Below are 24,314 nucleotides of genomic sequence, written 5' to 3'. Positions count from 1 at the left end.
ACGTTAGCCAATGCACTGCAACATCGCCAGCGTGACGCGCCCTAGCGCCTGCGGATGGACGCGACGATCGGCCGGGATGACACGTTCCGACACACACTTTCGGGGCGTCAAAATTCCAACTTTTTCAACAAGATGCGCATTCATCTTCGCTTTGTTTGTGCACAGGGGAAAAGCGGCGCTAGAATCGCCATCAGCAGTCGCGCACGGGTCCAACCGATGAAAAAGAACAGCCTGCGTCGTCCGATCCGTTCGGCGGCCACCGGTTTGCTGGGCATGTTGATGCCCGTTGCCTTGTCCACCACCGCGCAGACACCGCCGGCATTGCCGCCGATGCCGACCAACATCGAATCCGCGACGGCTCCCACCGTCGCCCACACCCAGCCTGCGGCCTACCGCACCGGTCTGGTGCCGCACGTCCAGGCGCCGGCCGCTGGCTTCAACGTCGCCAACATCGAATCGATGGCGCAGCAGCTGACCTATGGCGAGCGCGTGCCGGGCATGGCGGTGGCGATCGTGCAGGGCGGCCGCATCCTCAGCGCGCGCGGCTATGGCGTCACCGACGTCAACAACCCGCTGCCGGTCGATGCGCACACCGTGTTCCGCCTGGCCTCGCTGTCCAAGGCCTTCGCCGGCACCATGGCCGGCCTGCTGGTCAACGACGGCACGCTGCGCTGGGACAGCAAGGTCACCGACTACGTGCCGGGCTTCCGCTTGAACTCGCCGGAAGCCACCGACCGCCTGACCGTCGCCGACGTGCTCAGCCATCGCGTCGGCCTGCCGTACAACGCCTACGACCGCGACATCGAAGGCAACGCCGAGTACTACTCGCTGACCCAGAAGCTGGCCAACACCAGCCTGAAGTGCCTGCCGGGCGACTGCTACGCCTACCAGAACGTGGCCTTCAGCCTGATCGGCGACGTTGTCTATGCGGCCTCCGGCAGCTTCTACGAGCAGTCGGTCGAGCGCCGCATCTTCAAGCCGCTGGGCATGAATGATGCCAGCCTCGGCCTGGCCGGCATCCAGGCCAGCTCGCGCTGGGCGCGCCCGCACGTACGCAGCCGCAACGGCTGGGTCTCGCTGACGCCGAAGCCGACCTACTACCGCGTTGCTCCGGCGGCCGGCGTCAACGCCAGCGCCAGCGACATGGCGCAGTGGCTGCTGGCCCACACCGGCCATCGCCCCGATGTGCTGCCGGCACCGCTGCTGGCCACCCTGCATTCGAGCCTGATCAACACGCCGGGCGAGATGCGTTCGGGCTGGCGCCGTGAGCGCCTGCACTCGGCCGGCTACGCATTGGGTTGGCGTACCTTCGACTACGCCGGCCACGACGTGGTGTTCCATGCCGGTGCCGTGCAGGGCTATCGCGGCCTGGTGGCACTGGTGCCGGAACGCGATCTCGGTATCGCCATCCTCTGGAATGGCGAGAGCGGCCTGCCCAGCGGCCTGCTGCCGACCGTGCTCGACTCGGCACTCGGCCTGCCGGCGCAGCGCTGGCTGGACGTGGACACCGACTTCGGCAGCGACAACCTGATGGCCGAGGGCGCCAGCCCGGCGCAGCAGGACAAGCGCAAGGGCAAGGGCGCCTCGGGCAATCGCGCGGTGGCTTCGCCGCGCTGATCAGGCGGGCTCGACCGTGAGCATGAAGGGCGGCCCATGGGCCGCCCTTTTTGTTGGCTCTTGTAGCTTCGAGCCATGCTCGACTGTTCGCGCAAAGCAGTCGAGCACGGCTCGACTCTACAGACACGAAGAAGCCGTCGAGCATGGCTCGACGCTACAAATGCGGAACTAGTGCGCGAAGTAGTGCATGCCGCCGTCCACCGGAATCACCGCACCGGTGATGTAGGCGGCCAGCGGCGAGGCCAGGAACGCCACCAGCGGCGCCACTTCCTCCGGTTCACCGAAACGTCCGATCGGGATGTTGCGGGCGATGAACGCGCGTCGGCTTTCCTCGGTGGGGTGCAGGCGGTCCAGGATCTGCGCGCTGTTGATGCGCCCCGGTGCAATCGCGTTCACCGTGATGCCCTGCCCGGCCACCTCCGACGACAGGCCCTTGCTCCACAGGTGCAATGCCGCCTTCGCCGCGGTGGCGGCGTTCACCGCACGCGGTTCCATCGAACCGCTGAAATTGATCACCCGTCCCCAAGCCTGCGTCTGCATGCCGGGCAACAGCGCCTGGGTCAGCCGTCGCGCGGCGGAGAAGTTCAGGGCGATCGCCTCCTCCCAGACATCATCATCGGCATCGACCGTGGTCGGCCGGGAACCGCCTGCGGCATTGACCAGGATATCGACACGTTGCAATGCCTCACGGGATGCGTCCGCGATGCGCCGGACGTCGCCGGCAACCGTGACATCGCCGGCCACGATGACCGGTGTGGCGCCGCCTTCGGCTTCGATCCGCGCCGCCAGCGCCTGCAGGGGTGCCTGCTGCCGCGAGGTGATGGCAACGCGTACGCCCTGGGCGGCCAACTGCCTGGCGACGGCGGCACCGATGCCGCTGGCCGCGCCCGTCACCAACGCGGTACGGCCTGCAAGATTCAAGTCCATGGTGTTCTCCTGTCATGGCCGGCACGTCCGGCCCGTGCACGACATGCTGTTTGATCACCCCTGATTGATAAACTCCACGCAGGTTTCAGCATTCAACACCCGGGGTGTCAGATGAACCTGCTGGAAAGCATGCAGGTCTACGTGCTGATCGTGGACAAGGGCAGCCTCAGTGCCGCAGCCGCGGCGATGGACATCTCGGCGACGATGGCCGGCAAGCATCTGCGAGCATTGGAAGCACGGCTGGGCATGCAGCTGTTGAGCCGTACCACGCGCCGCCAGCACATGACGCCGTTCGGCGAGGACTACTACACCCGCTGCCGGGAGATCCTGCGCCTGGTGGAGGAAACCGACGCGCAGGCGCAGCACCAGCACCTGGCACCGGCGGGTACGCTGCGCATCAGTGCACCGGTGATCTTCGGCACGCATGCGCTGGTACCGGCACTGGCCGAGTACATGGCGCGCCATCCGGATGTCCGGGTCGACGCCACGTTGACGGATCGCGTGGTCGACCTTGCCGAAGAGGGCTTCGAAGCGGCGCTGCGCATCGGCACGCTGGCCGACAGCAGCATGCTGGTGGCGCGTGCGCTGACCCCCTATCGCTTGATGATGTGCGCCTCGCCGGCGTACCTGGCCAGGCATGGCACGCCGCTCAGCGTGCAGGCACTTGCCGGCCATCAATGCCTGTCGTTCGAACCCAGCGCACTTGCACAGTGGCTGCGGGCCGATGCTGGCGGGCTCGACCGCGTGCCCGATGGCCGGCTGCAGATCAACAATGGCGAAGCGCTGCGTTCGGCGGCGCTGCAGGGTCTGGGCATCGTCCTGCAGTCAGCGCTGCTGCTGGCCGCCGATGTCGAGGCGGGGCGCCTGGTGCAGCTGCTGCCAGAACACGGCCAGGCCGGTCGGCCGATGCACGTGGTCTATGCGCACGACCGTTATCACTCCACCCGCCTGCGCAGCTTCCTCGACTTCCTGGTGGAGCGCTTTCCAGCGGCGCCGCAGGGCTAGCGCCGACCGTCAGCAAAACAGTCGAGCCTGGCTCGACGCTACAAACGGCCCATAAAAAAACCCCCTCCCCGCTGGGCAGCCAGGGAAGGGGGTTTCAGGATGCGGCTATCGGGAAGTACTTAGATCAGCGGCGCCGGGGTTGCCGGCAGAGCGACCGGAGCGGCCTTCTTCTTGCGGGCGGCCGGCTTGCGCTTGGCAACCTTCTTCGCTGCCTTCTTCGGGGCAGCCTTCTTGGTGGCCTTCTTCGCGGTCTTCTTTACTGCCTTCTTGGCAGTCTTCTTGACGGCCTTCTTGGCAGTCGCCTTCTTCGCGACCTTCTTGGCCGGCTTGCGGGCCGTGGCCTTCTTGGCAGTCTTCTTGGTGGCCTTCTTGGCTACCTTCTTGACGGCCTTCTTCGCGGTCTTCTTGACGGCCTTCTTGGCAGTGGACTTCTTGGCTACCTTCTTCGCCGCCTTCTTCACTGCCTTCTTCGCAGTGGTCTTCTTGGCGACCTTCTTCGCAGCCTTCTTCACTGCCTTCTTGGCGGTCGCCTTCTTCGCGACCTTCTTCACTGCCTTCTTGGCAGCGGCCTTCTTCGCGACCTTCTTCACCGCTTTCTTGGCGGCGGGCTTCTTCTTCGCAGCTTTCTTGGTTGCCATGGGATGGCTCCTCGTCAGTGATAGGGAGTTGAAACGCCCAGTTGGATCAAACCCGCGGATGCTGCGTGCGGGGACCGCCGGCGCGTCAGGCGCGCCGTTACGGATGCGGCAATGCCCGCCTCGATCGGCGGAGCGGGCATCGGAACGGGAGTTGCCTTGCATTTCTCCGGGGGAAGCGGGGCCATGTCCACCGTCATCAGGGTCGCGGTGGTCTTGAAGGGGCTGCTTCGCATCGGACGATTGATTCTGCGCACTCGGTTGGGCAGGCAAGGTCTGCTGAGGCGAAACCTAATCACGGTTTTTTTTACTGTCAACAACCCCCGCGAAAAATTTTCACATCCGCGCCTTCCCGGGCGCCGTCGGCGCCACCACTCTGCACGGCCTGCAACCACCGTCGAAGCGGCGCGCACGCGCGTTGCCTGCATCGATGCCAATGCAGGCGTTGATCAAAAAACACTTGAAATAAGCACTCCGCGCAGATAGGCGCAGGTCGGGCACAACAGCGTGTGCGCATCGTCGATGGTCACCGGTACCGCCGCCAACGCCAGCACAACGGCGCCGCAACGGGGGGCGAAAAGTTTTCACATTCGAACGCTTCGGCGCGGGGCTGAAACGCGGATTTGCGCAAAACTGCGCACGCCCATCGGCACCGTTCGTCTATCGGCTGATGCCACGTCGAGGGTGCGCAGCGAACCCCGCGTCATGAGTCCGACGCGGTCGCCAAAACGAAAACGGCCACCCGAAGGTGGCCGTTCCAGAATCCGGAAACGACGACTCAGTGGTCTTCGTTCTCCAGGGCTTCAGCGTACGCGTCCGGGTCCAGCAGCTCGTTGACCTCTTCGGCGTTGGTCAGTTCGACCACGAACATCCAGCCTTCGCCGTAGGCATCTTCGTTGATGGTTTCCGGCTTGTCGGACAGGGCCGAGTTGACCTCGACGACCTTGCCGCTGATCGGGCTGTAGACGTCCGAGGCGGCCTTCACCGACTCGACGACGGCGATCTGCTCGCCGGCCTTGGCGTCGGCGCCGACTTCCGGCAGTTCGACGTAGACCAGGTCACCCAGCAGGCCCTGGGCGTGGTCGGAAATACCGACGGTGACGCGGCCATTGCCTTCGACACGGGCCCACTCATGGGACTTGAGGAACTTGAGGTCGCCGGGGATCTCGCTCATGGGACTGCTCCAGAGATATGCAGGGGTGGAAAAAACGGGGCTAGTGTAACCAACCGGCCGCCACTGCTGTCAGTGACGACCGGCACGTTCGGATCAGGCGTCGGCGAGCACGCCGGGCTGGGCCTGGCCTTCGCGCACGAACGGGAACTTGACCACCCGCACCGGCACCTGCCGGCCGCGGATGTCGACGGTGACCTCGCCGAGTTCACCGGCCGGCACGCGGGCGAAGGCGATGCCCTTGGCCAGAGTCGGCGAGAAGGTGCCGGACAGGATCTCGCCCTGGCCGCCAGCGGTGGTCACCGCCTGGCCGTGGCGCAGCACGCCCTTCTCGTCCATCACCAGGCCGATCATCTGGCGCGCGGTGCCGGCTGCCTTCTGCGCCTCCAGCACGTCGCGGCCGATGAAGTCGCGGCCTTCGTCCAGCGACACGGTCCAGGCCAGCGCCGCTTCATACGGGCTGATCGCTTCGTCCATGTCCTGGCCGTACAGGTTCATGCCGGCTTCCAGGCGCAGGGTGTCGCGCGCGCCGAGCCCGGCCGGCTTCACGCCTGCCGCCAGCAGGCGGTTCCAGAAGGCGACCACGGCATCCTGCGGCAGCAGGATCTCGAAACCGTCTTCACCGGTGTAGCCGGTGCGGGCGACAAACAGCTCGACGCCGTCGTCGGACTGCGCCTGCAGGGCGGCGAAGCGGCCCAGCTTGGTCAGCGCTGCACGGTCGGCTTCGCGGGCCAGGCCGATCACGATGTCGCGCGCCTGCGGGCCCTGCACGGCGAGGATGGCCAGGTCCGGGCGCTGCTCGACGGAAACGCCGAACGGTGCCGCCTGCTCGCGCAGCCACGCCAGGTCCTTCTCGCGGGTGGAGGCATTGACCACCATGCGGAAGAAATCGTCGCCCAGGTAGTAGACGATCAGGTCATCGATGACGCCGCCGCGCGGATTCAGCATGCACGAGTACAGCGCCTTGCCGGTCACCTTCAGCTTGTCGACCGAGTTGGCCAGCAGGCGACGCAGGAACGGCTTGACCTGGTCACCGCGCAGGTCGACCACGGTCATGTGGCTGACGTCGAACACACCGGACTCGCGGCGCACCAGGTGGTGTTCGTCCAGCTGCGAGCCGTAGTGGATGGGCATGTCCCAACCCCCGAAATCGACCATCTTGGCGCCAAGGGCGCGGTGGGTATCGTTGAGCAGCGTCTTCTGGGTCATGACCGGGTCCGGCAGCAGAGGAAACAAGAATCCCCATTATCCCAGATCGGTCGCCCGCAGGCGTGCCGCAGCGCAGCGGTTCGTGGAAGTGGAAGCGCGGCCCGCCCCACCCTTTCCCTTTCGGGCGAGGCAATGGCTGCGGCCCCCCGCAACCGCCTGCTACAGGCGCACCCGCCCGCGCAGGATGTCGGCGAACATCACCCAGTCGCCCATGAATGAATACAGCGGATGCCGGAAGGTCGCCGGGCGGTTCTTCTCGAAGAAGAAATGGCCGACCCAGGCGAATCCGTAACCGCAGAACAGAGCACCCAGCAGGAGCAGCGGCTGGCCGCGCAACACGGCAGCAGCCACCAGCAGCAGCACCCCGCAGCTGCCGATGAAATGCAGCCGCCGCGAGACCGGGTGGCGGTGCTCGCTGAGATAGAACGGATAGAACTCGCGGAAGCTGGCGAAGCGGGACATATGCGTGCTCCGGGGGCCGTGGTCACCGCCATCATGCGCCTTCCCGGAAGGGAAAGCGGCCTGGGCGACCTCGCCGATTTCGACAAGGCATTGCATGATCCGGTGGCACTGCCTTTGTAGCGTCGAACCATGCTCGACTGGCCCTCGGGGAAGCAGTCGAGCATGGCTCGACGCTACATGAAGAGCAGGAGCAGTCGAGCATGGCTCGACGCTATAGAAGACCGGGAGCGGTCGCGTCTGGCTCGACGCTACACCGAAGGCGCGCGCGGACCGAACATGATCACCGCCATGCCGGCCAGGCACAGGGCTGCACCGAACAGGTCCCAGCGGCTGGGGCGGATGCCGTCGACCAGCCACAACCAGAACAGCGCGGTGCCGATGTAGACGCCACCGTAGGCGGCATAGACCCGTCCACTGGCGGTGGGGTGCAGGGTCAGCAACCACGCGAACAGGGCCAGGCTGGCCGCCGCCGGCAGCAGCAGCCAGGCGCTGCCCCCCTTGCGCAGCCACAGCCACGGCAGATAGCAACCGATGATCTCGGCCAGCGCGGTCAGCAGGAACAGGCCGAGCGTCTTCACGCCTTTTCCGCTGCCTTGGCGTGCTGCCACAGCGCTTCCTGCGCATCCAGGTCCAGTGCGGCCAGCGCCTCGCCCTGCGCGGCGGCCTGCGCTTCCATTGCGCGGAAGCGCCGCTCGAACTTGTGGTTGGCCCCCCGCAGTGCGGCGCCCAGATCGATATCGGCGTGCCGGGCCAGGTTGGCGCAGACGAACAGCAGGTCGCCCAGTTCTTCCTGCAGGCGCGCCTTGTTGCCTGCGATATCGCCGCGCTCGAATTCCTCGCGCAGCTCCTGCAGCTCCTCGGCTGCCTTGTCCAGCACCGGCCGCGGGCCCGGCCAGTCGAAACCGACCTTGGCCGCGCGCGACTGCAGCTTCACGGCGCGCTGCCATTCCGGCAGGCCACGCGAGATACCGGCCAGTGCGGAGGTGTCCTGCTCGCCCTTGGCGGCACGCTCTGCGCGCTTGATCGCCTCCCAGTTGCGCATCACCCCATCGGCATCGTCGACGCTGACATCGGCAAACACGTGCGGGTGGCGGCGCTGCATCTTGTCGCTGATCGCACGGGCGACCTCGGCGAAGGCAAATGCCCCCTGCTCCTCGGCCATGCGTGCGTGGAACACCACCTGCAGCAGCAGGTCGCCGAGCTCGTCGCAGAGATCGTCCAGGTCTCCCCGGTCGATCGCATCGGCGACCTCGTAGGCTTCCTCGATGGTGTACGGCGCGATGGTCGCGAAGTTCTGTTCCAGGTCCCACGGGCAGCCGCCCTGCGGATCGCGCAGGCGCGCCATGATCGACAGCAGGCGCTCCAGTTCGTTGCTGGCGGCGCTGCCGGTGGTAGGGGTGTCGTGCGCGCTCATGCGTCCTCCAGGTTCAGTCGGACAACCAGTCGCGCCACGGCAGGCTGGTATCACCAAGGGCAATGAAATCGCCGTTCAACAGGGTCTCGCGGCGGTTGTAACGGAACGGCTTGCCGGTCGCCGCCGACAGCACCGCGCCACCGGCGGCATGCAGCACGCACTGGCCGGCGGCGGTATCCCATTCGGAGGTCGGGCCGAGCCGCGGATAGACATCCAGGCCACCTTCGGCAATCCGGCAGAATTTCAGCGACGAGCCCTGCGCGATGGTCTCGATGCGGCCCATGCGCGCCAGCAGCGCCTCGGTTTCCGGCGAGCGGTGCGAACGGCTGGCGGCGACGCGCAGCGGAGCAGTGGCCGGCGTGCGGGTACGCAGCACGGTGTCGTGCAGGCCCTGCCGCCGATAGGCCAGTTCGCCGCGCATGGCATGCCAGACGATGCCGGTGACCGGCGCCAGCACCACGCCGAAGGCCGGCGCGCCCTGGTAGATCAAGGCGATGTTGACGCTGAACTCACCGTTGCGCTTGACGAACTCGCGGGTGCCGTCGAGTGGGTCCACCAGCCAGTAGGCGCCCCAGTGGCGGCGCTGCTCCCAGCCCACCTGCGCCGATTCTTCGGACAGGATCGGCAGGTCCGGGGTCAGCTGGCGCAGGCCCAGTTCAATGACCTGGTTGGCGGCCAGGTCAGCGGCGGTGACCGGGCTGTTGTCGTCCTTGATCTGCACGTCGAAGCCATCGGCATACACCTGCATGATGGCCTGTCCGGCTTCCTGGGCGATGGCGATGGCGGTCTCGCGCAGGTCCGTCGTCAGCTTGATCATCGCGTTCCCTGCAGCCACTGGCGGGCAATGAACAGCGCCGCCAGCGAGCGTCCCTCGGAGAAGTCCTCGCGGAGCATCAGCTGGTCCAGTTCGGCCAGCTTCCACGGCACCACTTCCAGCTCTTCGGGCTCGTCGCCGGCCAGTTTTTCCGGGTACAGGTCGCGCGCCACCACCAGCCACGACTGGTGGCTCATGTAGGTCGGGGCCAGGGTCATCGCGCGCAGCACGTCGACCCGGCGCGCACCATAACCGGCTTCTTCCTTCAGTTCGCGGTCGGCCGCCTGCTCAGGCGTCTCGCCGGCATCGATCCGGCCCTTCACCAGCCCCAGTTCGTAACGGTGCATGCCGGCGGCGTATTCACGTACCAGCAGCACGGTTTCGTCGTCGAGCATCGGCACCACCACCACCGCACCGTGCCCACGGCTGACCAGGCGCTCGAAGCGGCGGCGTTCACCGTTGGAGAACTCCAGGTCCAGGTGCTGGCGCTGGAAGGGGCCGTTCTCCTCATCGGTGATCCGATGGATGATCGGCAAGCGACGGCCGGCACGGTCATCGTTCATGCGGAATCTCCGCGGCGACCGGCGGCTGCGCCGGGGCCGATAGAATGTGCAGGCAGCAACATGTTCATGAGCCCGAAATGCTAGCAGACCCAACCCCCTCCCCGCTGGCCCGCCACTGGCGGCAGCGCGACCTGCAGGTGCTGTGGCACCCGTGCACGCAGATGCGTGAGCATCCGGACACCCTGCCGCTGGTGCCGATCGCCCGTGGCGAAGGTGCCTGGCTGATCGACCACGACGGCAACCGCTATCTGGATGCGGTGAGCAGCTGGTGGACCAATCTGTTCGGCCACGCCGAACCACGCATCGGTGGCGCCATCGCCGCCCAGGCCGGGCAGCTGGAACAGGTGATGCTGGCCGGCTTCGGCCACGAGCCGGCGATCACCCTGGCCGAACGCCTGCTGGCGCTGGCCCCCCGCCAGCCCGGCCGCGAGCCGCTGGCCAAGGTGTTCTATGCCGACAACGGTTCGGCCGGCGTCGAGGTGGCGCTGAAGATGGCCTTCCAGTACTTCCAGAACCGCGGAGAGCCGCGCCGCACGCGCTTCATCGCGCTCGAGAATGGCTACCACGGCGAAACCCTGGGCGCGCTGGCGCTGGGCGACATTCCGCTGTATCGCCGCGTCTATGCACCGCTGCTGGCCGAAGGCCTGTTCGCACCCTCGCCCGATGCCTACCTGGCCGAAGCCGGCCAGAGCGCGGCCGATCGCGCGCGGCAGGCGGCCGATGGCCTGGCCACGCTGTTCGACCAGCACCCTGGCGAGATCTGCGCGGTGATCCTGGAACCGCGCCTGCAGTGTGCCGGCGGCATGCGCATGCATGACCCGGTCTACCTGCAGCGCGTGCGCGAACTATGCGATGCCCACGGCGCGTTCATGATCGCCGACGAGATCGCCACCGGCTTCGGCCGCACCGGCACCCTGTTCGCCTGCGAGCAGGCCGGGGTGATGCCGGACCTGATGTGCCTGTCCAAGGGCCTGACCGGCGGCTTCCTGCCACTGGCCGCCGTGCTGGCGACGCAGGCGCTGTATGACGCCTTCCTCGACGACTCGCGCGAGCGCGCCTTCCTGCATTCGCACAGTTACACCGGCAACCCGCTGGCCTGCGCGGCGGCGTTGGCGACGCTGGACATCTTCCGCGACGACGATGTGATCGCGCGCAACCGGGGCATCGCCTCGGTGATGGGCACGCTGGCGGCACCGTTTGCCGACCACCCGCACGTGGCCGACGTGCGCCAGGCCGGCATGGTGGTGGCCTTCGAGCTGTCGCGCGACAGCGACAAGCGCACGCCGTTCGATCCGGGCCTGCGGCTGGGCCTGCAGGCCTACAAGGCCGCGCTCAAGCGCGGCGTGGTGCTGCGCCCGCTGGGCGACGTGCTGTACTGGATGCCACCCTATTGTGTGGATGACGAACAACTGGAACTGCTGGCGCACACCACGCTGGCGGCCATCGACGAGGCGATTGCATGCGCGTGACCCGCTGCCCCATCGACCTGGCGCTGCACAGCGGCCAGACCGTGACCCTGCCGGAAGAGACCGCCAACCATCTGGTGCGGGTGATGCGCCTGCGCGAGGGAGACACCTGCGTGCTGTTCAATGGCGACGGCCATGACTACAGCGCCACGCTGACCGTGGCCGGCAAGCGTGAGGTGCAGGTGCGTATCGACGCGGTGCAGGCCATCGACACCGAATCCCCGCTGGCGATCACCCTGCTGCAGGGCATCGCCCGTGGCGAGAAGATGGACCTGATCCTGCAGAAGGCGACCGAGCTGGGCGTGGCCGTGATCCTTCCGGTCAACGCCGAGCGCACCGAGGTGAAGCTGGATGCGGCACGGGCCGAGAAGCGCGTGGCGCACTGGAACAACGTGGTGACCTCGGCCTGCGGACAATCCGGGCGTGCGCGCATTCCGCAGGTGGGATCCCCGCTGTCGCTGGCGCAGGCTGCGGCGGCGCTGCCCGCCGATTCGCTGCGGCTGACCCTGGATCCGCAGGGGGCGCATCGCCTGTCGACGCTGCAAGCCGCTCCCACCGGCGGCATCGTGATTGCGATCGGCCCGGAAGGCGGCTGGTCGCCGCGCGACCGCGATCAACTGGCCGCGGCGGGATTCCAGGGGCTGCAACTGGGGCCGCGGATCCTGCGCACGGAAACGGCCGGACTGGCCGCGATCGCGGCGTTGCAGGCGCGGTTGGGCGACCTGGGATAGGGCTGGTTCGTGGTAGTGCCGGCCGCTGCCCGGCATCAAGGGGATCATGCGGTTGCCGGCCAGCGGCCGGCACTACCGGGAACCCGACCGGCGGATTCCCGATCAGGCCGCCAGCGAATCCAGCGCCGCTTCCAGCGCATCCAGGTTCGGCAGCAGCGCGCTCTGCTCACCCAGCAGCACGCGCATGTGCACGATCTGCGGCAGGGTTTCTTCGGAGGCGTCGGCCAGCAGGCCATCGCGCGGCACCGAGATCAGCTGCGGGAAGTTCTGCGTCAGCAGCGCGTAGTACGGGCGCTGCGCGTTGCCACTGAGGGACTTCAGTACCACCACTTTGTTGTGGCCGGCCACCGTCTCTTCGCCCAGCCCGGAAAGGCGTGCGAACGACACCAGAGGTACCTGCCAGCCATGCCAGCCGATCTCGCCGACCAGCCAGCGCGGGGCATCGGAGACTGGCTGCACTGGCACGCGCGACATCATTTCGGCCACGGTGGCATTGGGCAGCAGCACGCGCTCGTTGCCGGCCTGGATCAGGACGCCGCGGATTTCGTCATTGCTGGCGTAGCTCATGGTGCTTCTCCGTTGTCGTCCTGCTCACCCCAGCGCGCGGCAATCGCCTGCGCCAGTTCCTGCGGTTCACCGGCCACCATGCCGGCAGCAACCACCGCAGTGGCTGCAGCCGGGTCGTAGCAGCCCTCGCCCACCTGCCCGGCCACCCACGCACCGGCAGCCGCCAGGTCCAGCGCCGGGCCGACGTGGGCCAGGTCGGCGCCGCTGAGCAGCACCAGCGCGGTGTGTTCGGCCGGCAATGCAGCGAGCGAGATACCAGTGGCATCGCTCTGGAAATGCAGGCCATCGCTGGCCGCGCGCACGCCGATATCATCGGCCAGCACGTGGACCTCGCCCGGTACGGCGTGCTGGCCGGCCTCGGCCAGCTGCACCGGCAACGGCGAAACGCGCGACATCTGCTTGACCAGGTTGCCGTAGCGGCCACCATCCAGGCGCATGTGCACCAGCACCGGCACGCTCAACGACGCGGGCAGTGCGCCGAGCAGGCGACGCAAGGCATCCGGGCCACCGATGCCGGCCAGCACCAGCAGCGACGCGGCGCGCGCACCGGCCGGGGCGGCGGCATCCAGATCGACCAGGCTCAGATGATCGGTATCGAAGGAGGGCTGCGGCGCGGAGACTGGGGCCACGGCTTCTGCCGGTACCGGCGCTTCGATCGATTCCTCGACCAGCGACCAGGCAGTGTGATCGAAGGAGATCGGCGGTGCCGCAGGCATCGCCGGTTCGGCCAGCGCCTGCGGCGGCGGCGAAGGCGGCGCCAGGGGTTCGGGCACGACCGGCTGCAGCGCCGCCAGGGCCTGCTCCAGTGCGATCGGTTCGTGCAGGTGTGCCGGAGGCGAATACAGGCCGTCTGCCGGAACCTCATCGGCCCAGCTCAGCGCCTGCTCCAGGTGCGGCTGCAGGGCTTCTTCCTGCGGCGCCGGCGCGGGCGCCGGATGGCCGGGTTCCAGCTGCAGGCTGGGCTCTTCCTCGGCACCCGGCGGCAACACCTGCTGGTGGCCATGCAGCTTGGCGGCCAGATGGCGCCCCCAACGCTGGGCCTCCCAGCCGTCGCGGCGTGCGGCCAGCTCGGCCTCATCGAACACCAGGGTCAACCCCGGTGCCGAGAGCACGGCTTCCAGCCGTTCCAGTGCATCCTCGATGGCAGCTTCCAGCGCGATCACCACAAACTGTGGATCCGCGGCCTGCAGGACCTGTGGCTCCAGGCCGTTCGGATCATCTTCCAGGACCAGCTGCACATCTGCATGCGACAGCGCCTCGCGCAGGCGTTCGCGCGCCGCACCGGGGCGGGCCAGCAGGGCGACGGCCGGGGCCGGATGGGTTTCACTCACGGACACGGGCGATCCCCAGCAGGTCGTACACGTTACGCATCAGGTCCAGTTCCTGGTACGGCTTGCCCAGATAACGCTGGACACCGATCTCGAAGGCGCGCTGGCGGTGCTTGTCGCCGCTGCGCGAGGTGATCATCACGATCGGCACATCCTTGTACCGCGGGTCGGCGCGCATCGCAGTGGCCAGCTCGTAACCATCCATGCGCGGCATCTCGATATCCAGCAGCATCAGGTCCGGCACGCGCTCTTCCAGCCGCTCCAGTGCTTCCACGCCATCGCGGGCGACACTGACTTCGAAGTTGTGGCGTTCCAGGATGCGGCCGGTCACTTTGCGCATGGTCAGCGAGTCATCGACCACCATCACCAGCGGCACCTGGCGTTCGTCGCGCGGCGCATTGGCCAGCACCGGTGCCGTCGGATTGGCCAGGAAACGGCGCACCAGCGGCGCGACGTCCAGGATCACCACCACGCGGCCATCGCCGGTGATGGTGGCACCGTAGATGCCCGGTACCGATGCGATCTGCAGGCCGACCGGCTTGACCACGATTTCGCGGTTGCCCAGCACCTGGTCGATCGCCACGGCAGCACGCAGGTCACCGGCACGCACCAGCAGCAGCGGCACCTGGTCCTGGCCATCGGCGCGTGCCGGGGCCTGCCCGACCAGGCTGCCGAGGTCATACAGCGGATAGTCTTCGCCGCTGTAGCGGTAGCTGCTGTCGGCGGCCTCGAAGCGCTCGCGCGACAGGCGGCCGATACCACTGACCGAGGCCACCGGCACGGCGAAGGTGGTTTCGCCGATCTGCACGAACACCGCCTGGGTGACGGCCAGCGTCTGCGGCAGGCGCAGGGTGAAGCGCACGCCCTGGCCACGCACCGACTGGATGTCGACCGAGCCGCCGAGCTGGCGCACTTCGTTGCGCACCACGTCCATGCCCACACCGCGACCGGCCAGCTGGCTGACCTGGTCGGCGGTGGAGAAACCGGAGGCGAAGATCAGGTTGTCCAGTTCCTGCTCGTTCGGCTGTGCATCGGCGGCCAGCAGGCCACGGTCGATGGCGCGGCGGCGGATCGCTTCGCGATCCAGGCCGGCACCGTCATCGGCCACTTCCAGCACGATTTCCGAGCCTTCACGGTGCAGGCGGATGGCGACCTCGCCCTCCTCCGGCTTGCCGGCGGCGCGACGCTGTTCCGGCGTTTCCAGGCCGTGGGCCACCGAGTTGCGCAGCATGTGCTCCAGCGGCGCGACCATGCGGTCGAGAACGTTGCGGTCCAGTTCGCCGTGGGTGCCTTCCAGGGTCAGGTGCACCTGCTTGCCGGTATCCATGCCGGACTGGCGGACCACGCGGCGCAGGCGCGGCACCAGGCCATCGAACGGCACCATGCGCGCACGCATCAGGCCGTCCTGCAGCTCGGAGCTGACGCGCGACTGCTGCTGCAGCAGCGAGTCGTACTGGCGTGACAGATCGTCGAGCACGCCCTGCAGGCCGCCAAGGTCGGCCGCCGATTCGTTCAGCGCACGGCTGAGCTGCTGCAGGGTGGAGAAGCGGTCCAGTTCCAGCGGATCGAACTTCTGATCGGCCTGGTCCTGCTCACGCTGGTAGCGGGCGACGATCTGCGCTTCGGTTTCCAGGTCGAGGCGGCGCAGCTGGTCGCGCAGTCGCGCATTGGTGCGCTCCAGTTCGCCCATCGCGCCGCGGAAGGCGCCGAGCTGCTGTTCCAGGCGCGAGCGGTAGATCGCCACTTCACCGGCATGGTTGACCAGCCGGTCGAGCAGGTCCGCGCGCACGCGCACCTGTTCCTGCTGCGGGCGCGCCAGCGGATCTTCATCGACCACGCCTTCGGCCGGCAGCGGTGCCGACAACGGCGCATCGAGCAGTGCCGGCGCCGGGCTGGCGACCGGTGCCGACGCGGTTTCCGCGACGCTCGCCACGTTGGCGGCCGCTGCCGCGGCCGCCGCAGCGGCGATATCGGTCGTGGTACGCACTTCGAACGCGTCGACCAGATCCTGCGCCGGTTCCACCACGCGGTGGTCACCGGTGCGGGTCAGCAGCTGGTGCAGGCGATCGAATCCGCGCTCCAGCAACTGCACATCGCGGCGTTCGATCTCGGTGCGACCGGCGGCGACGGCTTCCAGCAACGATTCGATGCTGTGGCCGAGATCGCCGATCGCGTTGATGCCAGCCATGCGCGCACCACCCTTCAGGGTATGCAGGTCACGCTGCAGGCCGGCCAGCACCTCGCGGTCCTGCGGCGCATCGCGCAGCTCGCTGATCAGGCCATCGCAGTGGTCGAGCAGGTCCTTGCCTTCCTCGACGAAGATGTCGACCAGCTCGCGATCGTAGACGCTGAAGTCGAGCGCATCGGCACTGTCTTCCAGCACCGGCATGGCAAGGACGTCAGGTGTCACGGCTTCAGGCGCGGCGGCTTCGCGCGCACCGGCTGCCACGGCATCCGACACTGCAACCGCATCGACGTCGGCGGCTTCGGCGTGGACGTCCGCCTGGCCCGGCGCGTCTTCCAGTTCGAAGAAGCGCACCGGTTCGGCGGTGGCCGGCGCAGCGGCCTCCGCGATCTCCTCATTCACCGTCGCCGGGGACGGCTGATCGGCGCTCTCTCCTTCACCGATCGCCGCCTCCCCGCCGACGTCCGCATCCTCGGCAAAGGCTTCCGCCTCGCCCGGCGCGAGTTCGCTGGCCTGCAGGCCGAGCACGGGCCATTGCCCGTCGTCGGCCAGGGGCTGCTCTTCGTCGATCACGTGCAGGCCGGCCTCGAGCGCGGCTTCCAGCGAGACCGGTTCTGCAAACCCCGGCGCAGCCATTTCATCCTGCAGGCTCGACAGCTCGCTGTCGAGTGGCAGTGCAGCAGGCGTTTCGAACGCCACGGCATCAGCGACGTGCGCGTGATCGGCCGATGGCGCATTCAGGTCAGATGCGACGGCTTCGACAGCGGCCGGGATCTCTTCGGCGTCACGGTCGTCGACCGGCAGCGCACTGGCATCCAGATACGGCGACAGATCATCCACGACGGTCAAACCGGCATCGTCGGACAACGGCGGCACGCTTTCGGACTCCACCTCGACGCCGGCTACGGCAACGCCTGGAACATCGTCGGCCACCTGGATCGATTCGACCACCGGCAGCGACGCCTCCCCCTCACCCGGCACGGACGGCCATCCGGCATCGAAGTAGCGCGAAAGATCGTCGCTGGCCGTCAGCTCACCGACCTCCAGCCCGGCTTCGATCGCCACGTCGGCGACCGGAGCTTGCGCAGCATCGTCATGTGCCTGCGGTTCCTGCTCCGGTGCAACAAGCGAAAGCGACACAGCATCGGTTCCGGACGCGATGGCCGTCGATGCTTCCACATCCGATTCCGCTGTGGGTTGGTCATCCAGCGCCAGATCGTCTTCTTCGTCTTCCAGGCCCACCATCGGCCAGCGCGCTTCCGGCAGCTCGCCAGCAAGCGCCTGCAGGCGCTGTGCCAGGACCTGTTGCGGCGCAATGCGCGGCTGTTCGGCCTGCAACGCTTCCATGGTGGCGGTGATCGCCTGCGCGGTCGCATCCAGGGCGGCCACGCCTTCATCACCCGGGACCACCTCGGCGGCCAGTGCGCGCTTGATGTAGGACTCCGCACCGCCGGTCACAGCCGTGATCTCGGGCACTTCGGTCATCGCGAAGGCGCCGTTCATGGTGTGCACCGCGCGCAGCAGTGCATCGCTGACCGGTTGCGGTGCCTGCTGCGCCGAACGCAGCCAGTCCTGCAGGGTGGCCTGGTGGACTTCCACCTCGGCCTCGAGAATCTCGCGCAGCACGCTGTCGATGTTGGCCGGCGTGCCGGCGACTTCGGCCTCCACGACGGTATCGGTCGGCGCCGAAGCGGCAGCCTCGGCGTCGAGAATGCGGCTGATCTCGTCTTCGCCGTCAGCTTCGGCAACCGGTACAACCGGTGCAGCGGCAACCGGCAGCGGTACGTAGTAGGTCTCCTCGCCTGCACCGACACGATCGGCAATGGCCTGCATGGCCTGCAGGTCGACGCTGATGCGCTGGCCGTGGCGCAGCGCTGCGTTCAGCTGTGGCAGCGCCGCATGTGCGTTGTCGACCATCGCCAGCACCGCCGGCGACGCGGCGCGGCTGCCATCCAGCACGCGGTTGAGCATGCCTTCGATCTTCCACGCGAACTCGCCCAGCGTGCGTGCGCCCACCAGGCGGCCACTGCCCTTGAGGGTATGGAAGATGCGGCGGATCGGACGCAGCCGGTCCATGTTGTCCGGCTGCATGCGCCACGCCGGCAGCAGCGTGCCGAGATTGGCCAGCTCGTCGTCGAACTCTTCCAGGAATACCTCGCGGATGTCCTCGTCGATGTTCTCGGCGTCGTCGTCGAAGCCGGCGTCGAAGCCCGCATTCGCGTCGGCATTGGCGCCGGTGTCGGTCGCAACCACCGCCTCCGGTGCCGCCGCGGCAGGCATCGCCTGCGGATTGAAGCCGGCAGCGGCTGCACTCAGCTCGGCAAAGAACTGGGCATCAGCCTCGCTGAAATCAATCGGCGCGATGGTGTCGATATCGATCACCGACACGGCCGGTGCCGAGGTTTCCGCTGCCGGGGCTGGCGCTTCGATCGACGGCGGCGTGATCGACGGTGCCGGCAGGTCAACCGGAGCCTCGTCCACCTCGACCTCCGCCGCAGGCGATGCATCGGCCGGCGACAGCGCCACGGCATCGACGATCTCCAGCGACGGATGCAACCCGGCGTCATCGTCCAGCGACAGCGTTTCCATCGCATGCAGCGACAGCACGTCGTCAGCGTTGTCCAATGCATCGGCGTCGAAGCGGAACACCACGTCGTCGGCCTCGGCAACCGCGTCCTGCTCGGCCGCTACCGGATCAAACACCGGTGCAGCATCGAATCCGGTCGCGGACGAAACCACGGCGTCCGTCGTCTCGTCGATTGCAGGCGCTGCGGTTTCCTCAAGCACCTGCGGCCCCTCGGACAGCGACCACTGCGGTGCATCGGAGTGACCGCTGTCAGCCAGTTCGAAGCTGACCGGATCGAAACTGGCGAAGGTCGGGCTGCGTTCGTCATCGGCAGGCGCGACCGCGTCGGCCTCCGGATGGAACGGCGCCAACTCCCACTGCGGGACATCCGGCGCAGGTGCGCTGGACGCCGCGAAGACCAGCGATGCCTCCGCATCATCCTGCGTCGGCAACGGCGAGGCATCGGCATCACCGGTGCCGGCGGCCACGGCGGCCACGGTGCCCAATGCACCGAACATCAGGCGGTTGTCGGACACCATCGGCGCCGGGGTGACCGGCGGCGGATCAAAGGTGAAGTCCGGCAGCGGCGTCGGCACGTCGCCGGCAGCAGGCGCGGCAGGCTGCACCGGAATCTCGATGCGTTCCGGCTGCAGCGGTTCGGCCTGCAGGGTAACCGGCTCCGGTTCGACCTGCAGTACCGCCAGCGCATCCGGCGCGACGGCATTGCGCTCGGGCAGCGGCCAGTAGCGCAGCGCCTCGAGGCTGCTGCGGGTGATTTCGAGAATGTCCTCGCGGCCCGGGCGGCGGTCGCGCAGGGCTTCCAGGTAGTACTCCAGGCTGGCCATGGCATCGGCCAGGGTGTCCAGCTGGCGGCCGCTGGGCACGCGCTGGCGGCCGATCAGTTCGGCCTCGATGTACTGCTGCACGCCACGCAGGTAATCGGCGGCGGTGCCCAGGTCGAGCATGCGCAGCGCGCCGGACACATCGCCCAGCAGGCGCGGCACGTCCTGCAGCTCGGCATGGTTCCAGCTGGTTTCGATGAAGGCGACGAAATGCTCGCGGGCGGCGGCGAAGTTGGCGATGGCTTCATGGGCCAGCACTTCCACCGTGCGCCGGTTCTCCACCGCGCTCGGATCGTCCTCACCACTGCCGCCGGCGCCCAGATGGGCAACCTGGTCGTCCAGCGAGGCATCGACGTACAGCAGCGCACCGGCGATATCCAGCAGCAGGTTCTCGTCGACCTGCTGGCGGCCCTCGACCACGCCACGCAGCGCGTCGCGCTGCTGCACGACCACGCCACGGGCCACGCCCAGGCCCATCATGCCCAGCGTATCGGCCACCGCGCCCAGCTCGTTGGCCTGGGTCTGCAGCTGTTCCGGCGCACCGCCGGTGCGCAGGTGCAGGTCAAGCGCATCCTTGATGCGCAGCAGTTCTTCCTTCACCGCGCTGCCGACCGTGTCGAGCAGCTCGCGGTTGCGCCCGCTCAGGCTGCCACGGGCATGGTCCAGCTCGGCCTCGGTGGCGGTGACGCTGTCCGGCGCAAAGGCCAGCAGCACGCTGTCATTGACGCCCTCTTCGCCACGCGACGCGCGGATCTCGTTGAGCAGCGGCATGAGTACGATCGGAATGTCGCGATGGCCGTTCTGCAGGCGTTCCAGATAGTCCGGCAGCAGCACGCTGCCGCGCATCAGGGTCGCGCAGGCTTCATCACGGTCGGCCACACGGCCAGCGCCGATGGCGTTGGCCAGCTGTTCCAGCTCTTCGGCCACCATCGCCGGGGCATACAGCTCGACCATGCGCAGGGTGCCCTGCACCTGGTGCAGGTAGCCGGCGCAGATGCGCATGCGGCTGGCATCGGTGGGATCTTCCGCGTAGTACTCGACCTCGTTGCGCACCTGGCGCAGGGTCTCGTCCAGCTCGGGCTTGACCCAGCCCAGCGCTGCGTGGCTCATCGCATCGCGCAGACTGCTCATGGACGCGCTCCGTTCGCCGCCGCGCGGAAGCCGCGCGAGTTCTGGCGTGGGGAATGGAAATGCTTCATCGACTGGTTCCTTGCTCGCCGCCCTGCCCGCGTCACGCCGGCAGCTTGAAGTCGGCGACCGAACGGCGCAGGTCCGCCGCCAGCTGCGCGAGGTGGCCGATCGACTCTGCCGTCTGCCCGGCACCCTGCGAGGTCTGGCCGGTGATCTGCCGGATCACGCCCATGGTGCGGGTGATGTCCGAGGCGGCGGCCGACTGCTGCTGGGCGGCGATGGAGATGTTCTTGATAAGGGTGTTCAAGGCGTTGGACACGCGCTCGATCTCGGTCAGCGCGGTACCGGCGTCTTCGGCCAGGCGCGCACCGGACACCACTTCGGCCGTGGTCTGCTCCATCGAGGTGACCGCTTCGTTGGTGTCGGCCTGAATGGCCTGGACCAGGTTTTCGATGCGTCGGGTCGCACCCGAGGTACGTTCTGCCAGGCGCTGCACTTCGTCGGCCACGACCGCGAAACCGCGGCCCGCTTCACCGGCCGACGCCGCCTGCACGGCCGCGTTCAACGCCAGGATGTTGGTCTGCTCGGAAATGTCGTTGATCAGTTCCACGATCGAGCCGATTTCCTGCGACGACTCGCCCAGGCGCTTGATGCGCTTGGAGGTTTCCTGGATCTGGTCACGGATCTGGTCCATGCCCTGGATGGTCTCGCGCACCACGCCGGCACCTTCGGCGGCGATCACCACCGAGCGCTGCGCCACGTCGGCCGACTCGGCCGAGTTGCGCGACACCTGCTCGATGCTCGCCGCGATTTCGCCGATGCGGTCCGAGGCCGAGGTGATCTGGTTGGCCTGGTGGCCCGCCGCCTCTGCCAGCTGCATGGCGGTGGCCTGCGTTTCCTGGGTGGACATCGCGACCTTGGCCGAGGTGTCGTTGATGGTGGTCACCAGGTGGCGCAGCTCGTCCACCGCGTAGTTGATCGCGTCGGCGATCGCGCCGGTCATGTCCTCGGTCACCGAGGCCTTCACCGTCAGGTCACCCTCACCGAGCGAGGAGATTTCGTCCAGCAGCCGCATGATCGCCTGCTGGTTGCGGCTGTTGAATTCCACCTGGGTCTGGTAACGCAGTTCCTGCTCGCGCGAGCGGCTGCGCACGTTGGTGGAGACGAAGCCGATGATCGCGATCAGCGACAGCGCACCGGACACCACGCCGATCCAGAAATTCGGGAACAGGCGAGTGTCGGACACCGAGCCGAACGAGGAGAACGCATCGAACAGCTTGCGGCTGTCGTCCAGCATGTGTGCCGAACCCTGGCCCAGCGCGGTGGCGGCGGACTGCGCCGCGAACAGCTGGCGCGAGCTGGCCAGGATCGCGTCGGCATCCTGCTTCATCGCCTCCCACTTCTGCTGCGACTGCTCCAGCGCGGCCACGGCGGCGGCACCGCGCACGGCGGTGATGCCCAGTTCCTCGTTGCCGTTGCGCAGGCCGTCGAGCACCTGCGAAAACACGGTGATGTCACGCGCCAGCGCATCGCCGGAGGTCGCCGCGGCGCTGCCACCGGCACGCATTTCGGTCACGCGGCGGGCCATCGAACCGGCCACCACGACCTGCTGCAGTGCGCTGTACACCTGCGACGACGGCGCGCCGGAGGCGGACATCGCGCGCACCAGCTCGTTCAGCTGGGCCTGCAGGCCCGGCACCGCCCCGGTGAAGTTGTTGGCATTGCCGGCCAGCGCCAGCACGGCGGGCTCGCTGGCCACCAGCTGCCCGGCCTGCTTGCCCAACGGTGCCCAGGTCTCGCCCAGCGTGGCGATGGCACCGGACACGCCCGGCTCCTTGCCATAGCGGCCCTGCAGCGTCGACACGTTCTGTTCGATCGCGTTGCGGGTGGCCTTGAAGGCGGTGAAGGCCTGGGCGTTGCCGCCGACCGCGTCACGTCCCTGGTTGGCCAGCTGCTGCGACAGCACCTGCAGGTCGGCGGCCTTGGAGCCGGCGTCGGCAAGGCGGCTGCCCTGCCAGGTGGCGACGCCGGTGTTGACGCCGAACAGGATCATCGATGCCAGCAGCAGGAACAGCCAGAGGTTGCTGCCGCCCAGCCGCAGCTTGCCGGTCTTGGTGGCGTCCGAAGCAGTACTCATCGTTCAACCTCGATCTTCAATGCAGGGGGCGATGCCCGGCCTCAGGCCGCGGCTTGCCGGAATTCAGGGGTGCGCGACAGCAGCGAGAGCGAGAACACGCCCCAGTCATGGCCGTCGGCATGGAAGGCACGGTCAACGAAATGGCCGTAGCGACCTTCGGCCAGGGCGCCAGCCTCGATCTGCTGTTCCAGCTCGAAGCTGCGCTGGCCGAACAGTTCATCGATGGTCAGTGCGACGTCGCCGCCGGTCTGGCGCATGATCAGCACGCGCTGGCCTTCCTGCTGCACGGTGCGCGTGCCTTCCAGGAAGTACTTCAGGTCGACCACCGGGAACAGGTTGCCGCGCAGGTTGCCCACGCCCAGCAGCCAGGGCTGCGCGCAGGGCACCGGGGTCACCGGCGGCATCGGCACGATTTCCACCACTTCGCGGAAATCGGACACCAGCCGGCGCTGGCCGACGCGGAAACCGACGCCACGCCACAGGTCCTGGGCGAACTGCCGCCCGGGCAGCTGCACCGCATGGGCCAGGCTGCGCCGTTCGTAGGCTTCAAGGATGTCGAAGGGCGAGCGCATCAGGCCACCAGTTCGTTGATCCGCGCGATCAGTTCATCCTCGCGCGGCGGCTTGACGATGTAATCGGCTGCGCCCTGGCGCAGGCCCCAGGCCTTGTCGGTTTCCATCGCCTTGGTGCTGACGATGATCACCGGGATGTGCTTGATCGCCGCATCACGGGCCATCGCACGGGTGGCCTGGAACCCGCTCATGCCGGGCAGGACCACGTCCATCAGCACCAGCTGCGGCACCTGGTCGCGGACCAGCTGCAGGCCATCCTCGGCGTTGTCCGCTTCCAGCACCTCGTGGCCGGCACGGCGCAGCCACTGGGTGAACACCGCGCGGTCGGTCGGTGAATCCTCGATCAGGACGATACGAGCCATTGTGCCTTTCCCCCCTGGTCAGGCGTTGACGTATGTGCGGATGGCACCCAGCAGTTCTTCGCGCGTGAAAGGCTTGGTCAGGTATTGCTCCGAGCCGACGATGCGCCCCCGCGCCTTGTCGAACAGACCATCCTTGGATGACAGCATGATCACCGGGGTCGCCTTGAACAGCTGGTTGCCCTTGATCAGCGCACAGGTCTGGTAGCCATCCAGGCGCGGCATCATGATGTCGACGAAGATGATCTGCGGCTGCTGGTCTGCGATCTTGGCAAGCGCTTCGAAGCCGTCGGTGGCGGTGACCACCTCGCAGCCTTCGCGCTTGAGCAGCGTTTCCGCAGTCCTGCGGATGGTCTTCGAATCATCGATGACCATCACCCGGAGTCCTGCGAGTTCCCCGCCCGCAGTCGTGTTTTCAGTCATTGCCTATCCCCAAGCGCACGGCCCAATCTCTGGCGGGAGCCGCTGCGAAAGCGTATCTATATCGCACTTTCCGCGCCCGCTTCAAGGCCGGCTTACCGCGCAGGGGGTGGCGCCCGGCTGAACGTGACCGGGTTCGCAATGACTGCGCTGCCGGCAGGCGGACGCTGCGTTGCAGTACGGCGGGGAGGCG

Annotated in this window: 21 protein-coding genes; 5 read left to right on the top strand and 16 right to left on the bottom strand. The window is 67.7% G+C overall.

Annotation, left to right across the window (positions count from 1 at the left end; genetic code table 11):
* Positions 1-216 precede the first annotated feature (216 nt).
* Positions 217-1,617: a serine hydrolase domain-containing protein gene (locus BKE09_RS17100; RefSeq protein ID WP_075676850.1), complete on the top strand. Its 1,401-nt coding sequence runs from the start codon at positions 217-219 to the stop codon at positions 1,615-1,617.
* A 168-nt stretch (positions 1,618-1,785) separates the two neighbouring features.
* Here the strand turns inward: BKE09_RS17100 and BKE09_RS17095 are convergent, their stop codons facing one another.
* Positions 1,786-2,544 carry an SDR family oxidoreductase gene (locus tag BKE09_RS17095; protein WP_075676848.1) on the bottom strand — a complete coding sequence of 253 codons (759 nt, stop codon included), beginning with the start codon at positions 2,542-2,544 and terminating at the stop codon, positions 1,786-1,788.
* 111 nt (positions 2,545-2,655) lie between these two features.
* On the opposite strand from BKE09_RS17095, the gene BKE09_RS17090 reads away from it, so the two are divergent.
* Positions 2,656-3,549: a LysR family transcriptional regulator gene (locus tag BKE09_RS17090; protein WP_075676846.1), complete on the top strand. Its 894-nt coding sequence runs from the start codon at positions 2,656-2,658 to the stop codon at positions 3,547-3,549.
* A gap of 119 nt (positions 3,550-3,668) precedes the next feature.
* On the opposite strand, the gene BKE09_RS17085 is transcribed toward BKE09_RS17090, so the two are convergent.
* Positions 3,669-4,187 carry a hypothetical protein gene (locus BKE09_RS17085; protein WP_032130057.1) on the bottom strand — a complete coding sequence of 173 codons (519 nt, stop codon included), beginning with the start codon at positions 4,185-4,187 and terminating at the stop codon, positions 3,669-3,671.
* A 183-nt stretch (positions 4,188-4,370) separates the two neighbouring features.
* Here BKE09_RS17085 and BKE09_RS23395 point away from each other — a divergent pair, with 183 nt between their 5' ends.
* On the top strand, positions 4,371-4,670 hold the full coding sequence (locus BKE09_RS23395; protein WP_139319680.1) for a hypothetical protein: 300 nt from the start codon (positions 4,371-4,373) through the stop codon (positions 4,668-4,670).
* Positions 4,671-4,962: 292 nt separating this feature from the next.
* Here BKE09_RS23395 and gcvH read toward each other — a convergent pair whose 3' ends face one another.
* From gcvH to nudE, 7 genes are all read right to left on the bottom strand, one after another.
* Positions 4,963-5,358 carry a glycine cleavage system protein GcvH gene (gcvH, locus tag BKE09_RS17080; protein ID WP_006464497.1) on the bottom strand — a complete coding sequence of 132 codons (396 nt, stop codon included), beginning with the start codon at positions 5,356-5,358 and terminating at the stop codon, positions 4,963-4,965.
* A gap of 93 nt (positions 5,359-5,451) precedes the next feature.
* Positions 5,452-6,564, bottom strand: coding sequence for a glycine cleavage system aminomethyltransferase GcvT (gene gcvT, locus BKE09_RS17075; protein WP_014038175.1), 1,113 nt, complete (start codon positions 6,562-6,564; stop codon positions 5,452-5,454).
* A gap of 159 nt (positions 6,565-6,723) precedes the next feature.
* Positions 6,724-7,026: a DUF962 domain-containing protein gene (locus BKE09_RS17070; RefSeq protein WP_014038176.1), complete on the bottom strand. Its 303-nt coding sequence runs from the start codon at positions 7,024-7,026 to the stop codon at positions 6,724-6,726.
* Positions 7,027-7,274: 248 nt separating this feature from the next.
* Complete coding sequence (locus BKE09_RS17065) at positions 7,275-7,604, bottom strand: YnfA family protein (RefSeq protein ID WP_075676844.1); 330 nt, start codon at positions 7,602-7,604, stop codon at positions 7,275-7,277.
* On the bottom strand, positions 7,601-8,440 hold the full coding sequence (gene mazG / locus BKE09_RS17060) for a nucleoside triphosphate pyrophosphohydrolase (RefSeq protein ID WP_075676842.1): 840 nt from the start codon (positions 8,438-8,440) through the stop codon (positions 7,601-7,603). The genes BKE09_RS17065 and mazG overlap by 4 nt, the downstream gene beginning before the upstream one ends.
* Positions 8,441-8,453: 13 nt before the next feature.
* Positions 8,454-9,257 carry a 3'(2'),5'-bisphosphate nucleotidase CysQ gene (gene cysQ, locus BKE09_RS17055; RefSeq protein ID WP_014038179.1) on the bottom strand — a complete coding sequence of 268 codons (804 nt, stop codon included), beginning with the start codon at positions 9,255-9,257 and terminating at the stop codon, positions 8,454-8,456.
* On the bottom strand, positions 9,254-9,817 hold the full coding sequence (gene nudE / locus BKE09_RS17050; protein WP_005418435.1) for an ADP compounds hydrolase NudE: 564 nt from the start codon (positions 9,815-9,817) through the stop codon (positions 9,254-9,256). Before nudE ends, cysQ begins: the two co-directional genes overlap by 4 nt.
* A gap of 77 nt (positions 9,818-9,894) precedes the next feature.
* Here nudE and bioA point away from each other — a divergent pair, with 77 nt between their 5' ends.
* Both bioA and BKE09_RS17040 read left to right on the top strand, forming a co-directional pair.
* Positions 9,895-11,286, top strand: a complete 1,392-nt coding sequence (gene bioA, locus BKE09_RS17045) for an adenosylmethionine--8-amino-7-oxononanoate transaminase (RefSeq protein WP_240502939.1) — start codon at positions 9,895-9,897, stop codon at positions 11,284-11,286.
* Complete coding sequence (locus BKE09_RS17040) at positions 11,277-12,014, top strand: 16S rRNA (uracil(1498)-N(3))-methyltransferase (RefSeq protein ID WP_075676838.1); 738 nt, start codon at positions 11,277-11,279, stop codon at positions 12,012-12,014. Before bioA ends, BKE09_RS17040 begins: the two co-directional genes overlap by 10 nt.
* Positions 12,015-12,116: 102 nt before the next feature.
* Here BKE09_RS17040 and BKE09_RS17035 read toward each other — a convergent pair whose 3' ends face one another.
* The 7 genes from BKE09_RS17035 to pilG form a co-directional block, all read right to left on the bottom strand.
* Entirely contained in the window at positions 12,117-12,581 is a 465-nt protein-coding gene (locus BKE09_RS17035) for a chemotaxis protein CheW (RefSeq protein WP_014648089.1), read from the bottom strand.
* A complete protein-coding gene (locus BKE09_RS17030) occupies positions 12,578-13,918 on the bottom strand; it encodes a chemotaxis protein CheB (RefSeq protein ID WP_075676836.1) in 1,341 nt (446 codons plus the stop codon). Before BKE09_RS17030 ends, BKE09_RS17035 begins: the two co-directional genes overlap by 4 nt.
* Positions 13,905-20,633, bottom strand: a complete 6,729-nt coding sequence (locus BKE09_RS17025) for an Hpt domain-containing protein (protein ID WP_075676834.1) — start codon at positions 20,631-20,633, stop codon at positions 13,905-13,907. The genes BKE09_RS17030 and BKE09_RS17025 overlap by 14 nt, the downstream gene beginning before the upstream one ends.
* Positions 20,634-20,733: 100 nt before the next feature.
* Complete coding sequence (locus tag BKE09_RS17020) at positions 20,734-22,770, bottom strand: methyl-accepting chemotaxis protein (RefSeq protein ID WP_014038185.1); 2,037 nt, start codon at positions 22,768-22,770, stop codon at positions 20,734-20,736.
* A gap of 41 nt (positions 22,771-22,811) precedes the next feature.
* Positions 22,812-23,342: a chemotaxis protein CheW gene (locus tag BKE09_RS17015; RefSeq protein ID WP_075676832.1), complete on the bottom strand. Its 531-nt coding sequence runs from the start codon at positions 23,340-23,342 to the stop codon at positions 22,812-22,814.
* A complete protein-coding gene (locus BKE09_RS17010; protein WP_005410717.1) occupies positions 23,342-23,704 on the bottom strand; it encodes a response regulator in 363 nt (120 codons plus the stop codon). The genes BKE09_RS17015 and BKE09_RS17010 overlap by 1 nt, the downstream gene beginning before the upstream one ends.
* A gap of 18 nt (positions 23,705-23,722) precedes the next feature.
* Positions 23,723-24,124: a twitching motility response regulator PilG gene (gene pilG, locus BKE09_RS17005; protein WP_005418455.1), complete on the bottom strand. Its 402-nt coding sequence runs from the start codon at positions 24,122-24,124 to the stop codon at positions 23,723-23,725.
* Positions 24,125-24,314: the final 190 nt, after the last annotated feature.

It is taken from the genome of Stenotrophomonas sp. TD3 (assembly GCF_001939825.1).
GTDB lineage: Bacteria > Pseudomonadota > Gammaproteobacteria > Xanthomonadales > Xanthomonadaceae > Stenotrophomonas.
The sequence above is the reverse complement of the archived record's forward strand: the minus strand, read 5'-3'. Positions and strand labels throughout refer to the sequence as shown.

What these genes read in the sequence shown, in the direction of transcription:
- BKE09_RS17100 (WP_075676850.1), top strand. Translation starts at nt 217, where the DNA reads ATGAAAAAGAACAGCCTGCGTCGTCCGATCCGTTCGGCGGCCACCGGT.
- BKE09_RS17095 (WP_075676848.1), bottom strand. Translation starts at nt 2,544, where the DNA reads ATGGACTTGAATCTTGCAGGCCGTACCGCGTTGGTGACGGGCGCGGCC.
- BKE09_RS17090 (WP_075676846.1), top strand. Translation starts at nt 2,656, where the DNA reads ATGAACCTGCTGGAAAGCATGCAGGTCTACGTGCTGATCGTGGACAAG.
- BKE09_RS17085 (WP_032130057.1), bottom strand. Translation starts at nt 4,187, where the DNA reads ATGGCAACCAAGAAAGCTGCGAAGAAGAAGCCCGCCGCCAAGAAAGCG.
- BKE09_RS23395 (WP_139319680.1), top strand. Translation starts at nt 4,371, where the DNA reads ATGTCCACCGTCATCAGGGTCGCGGTGGTCTTGAAGGGGCTGCTTCGC.
- gcvH (WP_006464497.1), bottom strand. Translation starts at nt 5,358, where the DNA reads ATGAGCGAGATCCCCGGCGACCTCAAGTTCCTCAAGTCCCATGAGTGG.
- gcvT (WP_014038175.1), bottom strand. Translation starts at nt 6,564, where the DNA reads ATGACCCAGAAGACGCTGCTCAACGATACCCACCGCGCCCTTGGCGCC.
- BKE09_RS17070 (WP_014038176.1), bottom strand. Translation starts at nt 7,026, where the DNA reads ATGTCCCGCTTCGCCAGCTTCCGCGAGTTCTATCCGTTCTATCTCAGC.
- mazG (WP_075676842.1), bottom strand. Translation starts at nt 8,440, where the DNA reads ATGAGCGCGCACGACACCCCTACCACCGGCAGCGCCGCCAGCAACGAA.
- cysQ (WP_014038179.1), bottom strand. Translation starts at nt 9,257, where the DNA reads ATGATCAAGCTGACGACGGACCTGCGCGAGACCGCCATCGCCATCGCC.
- nudE (WP_005418435.1), bottom strand. Translation starts at nt 9,817, where the DNA reads ATGAACGATGACCGTGCCGGCCGTCGCTTGCCGATCATCCATCGGATC.
- bioA (WP_240502939.1), top strand. Translation starts at nt 9,895, where the DNA reads ATGCTAGCAGACCCAACCCCCTCCCCGCTGGCCCGCCACTGGCGGCAG.
- BKE09_RS17040 (WP_075676838.1), top strand. Translation starts at nt 11,277, where the DNA reads ATGCGCGTGACCCGCTGCCCCATCGACCTGGCGCTGCACAGCGGCCAG.
- BKE09_RS17035 (WP_014648089.1), bottom strand. Translation starts at nt 12,581, where the DNA reads ATGAGCTACGCCAGCAATGACGAAATCCGCGGCGTCCTGATCCAGGCC.
- BKE09_RS17025 (WP_075676834.1), bottom strand. Translation starts at nt 20,633, where the DNA reads ATGAGCAGTCTGCGCGATGCGATGAGCCACGCAGCGCTGGGCTGGGTC.
- BKE09_RS17020 (WP_014038185.1), bottom strand. Translation starts at nt 22,770, where the DNA reads ATGAGTACTGCTTCGGACGCCACCAAGACCGGCAAGCTGCGGCTGGGC.
- BKE09_RS17015 (WP_075676832.1), bottom strand. Translation starts at nt 23,342, where the DNA reads ATGCGCTCGCCCTTCGACATCCTTGAAGCCTACGAACGGCGCAGCCTG.
- BKE09_RS17010 (WP_005410717.1), bottom strand. Translation starts at nt 23,704, where the DNA reads ATGGCTCGTATCGTCCTGATCGAGGATTCACCGACCGACCGCGCGGTG.
- pilG (WP_005418455.1), bottom strand. Translation starts at nt 24,124, where the DNA reads ATGACTGAAAACACGACTGCGGGCGGGGAACTCGCAGGACTCCGGGTG.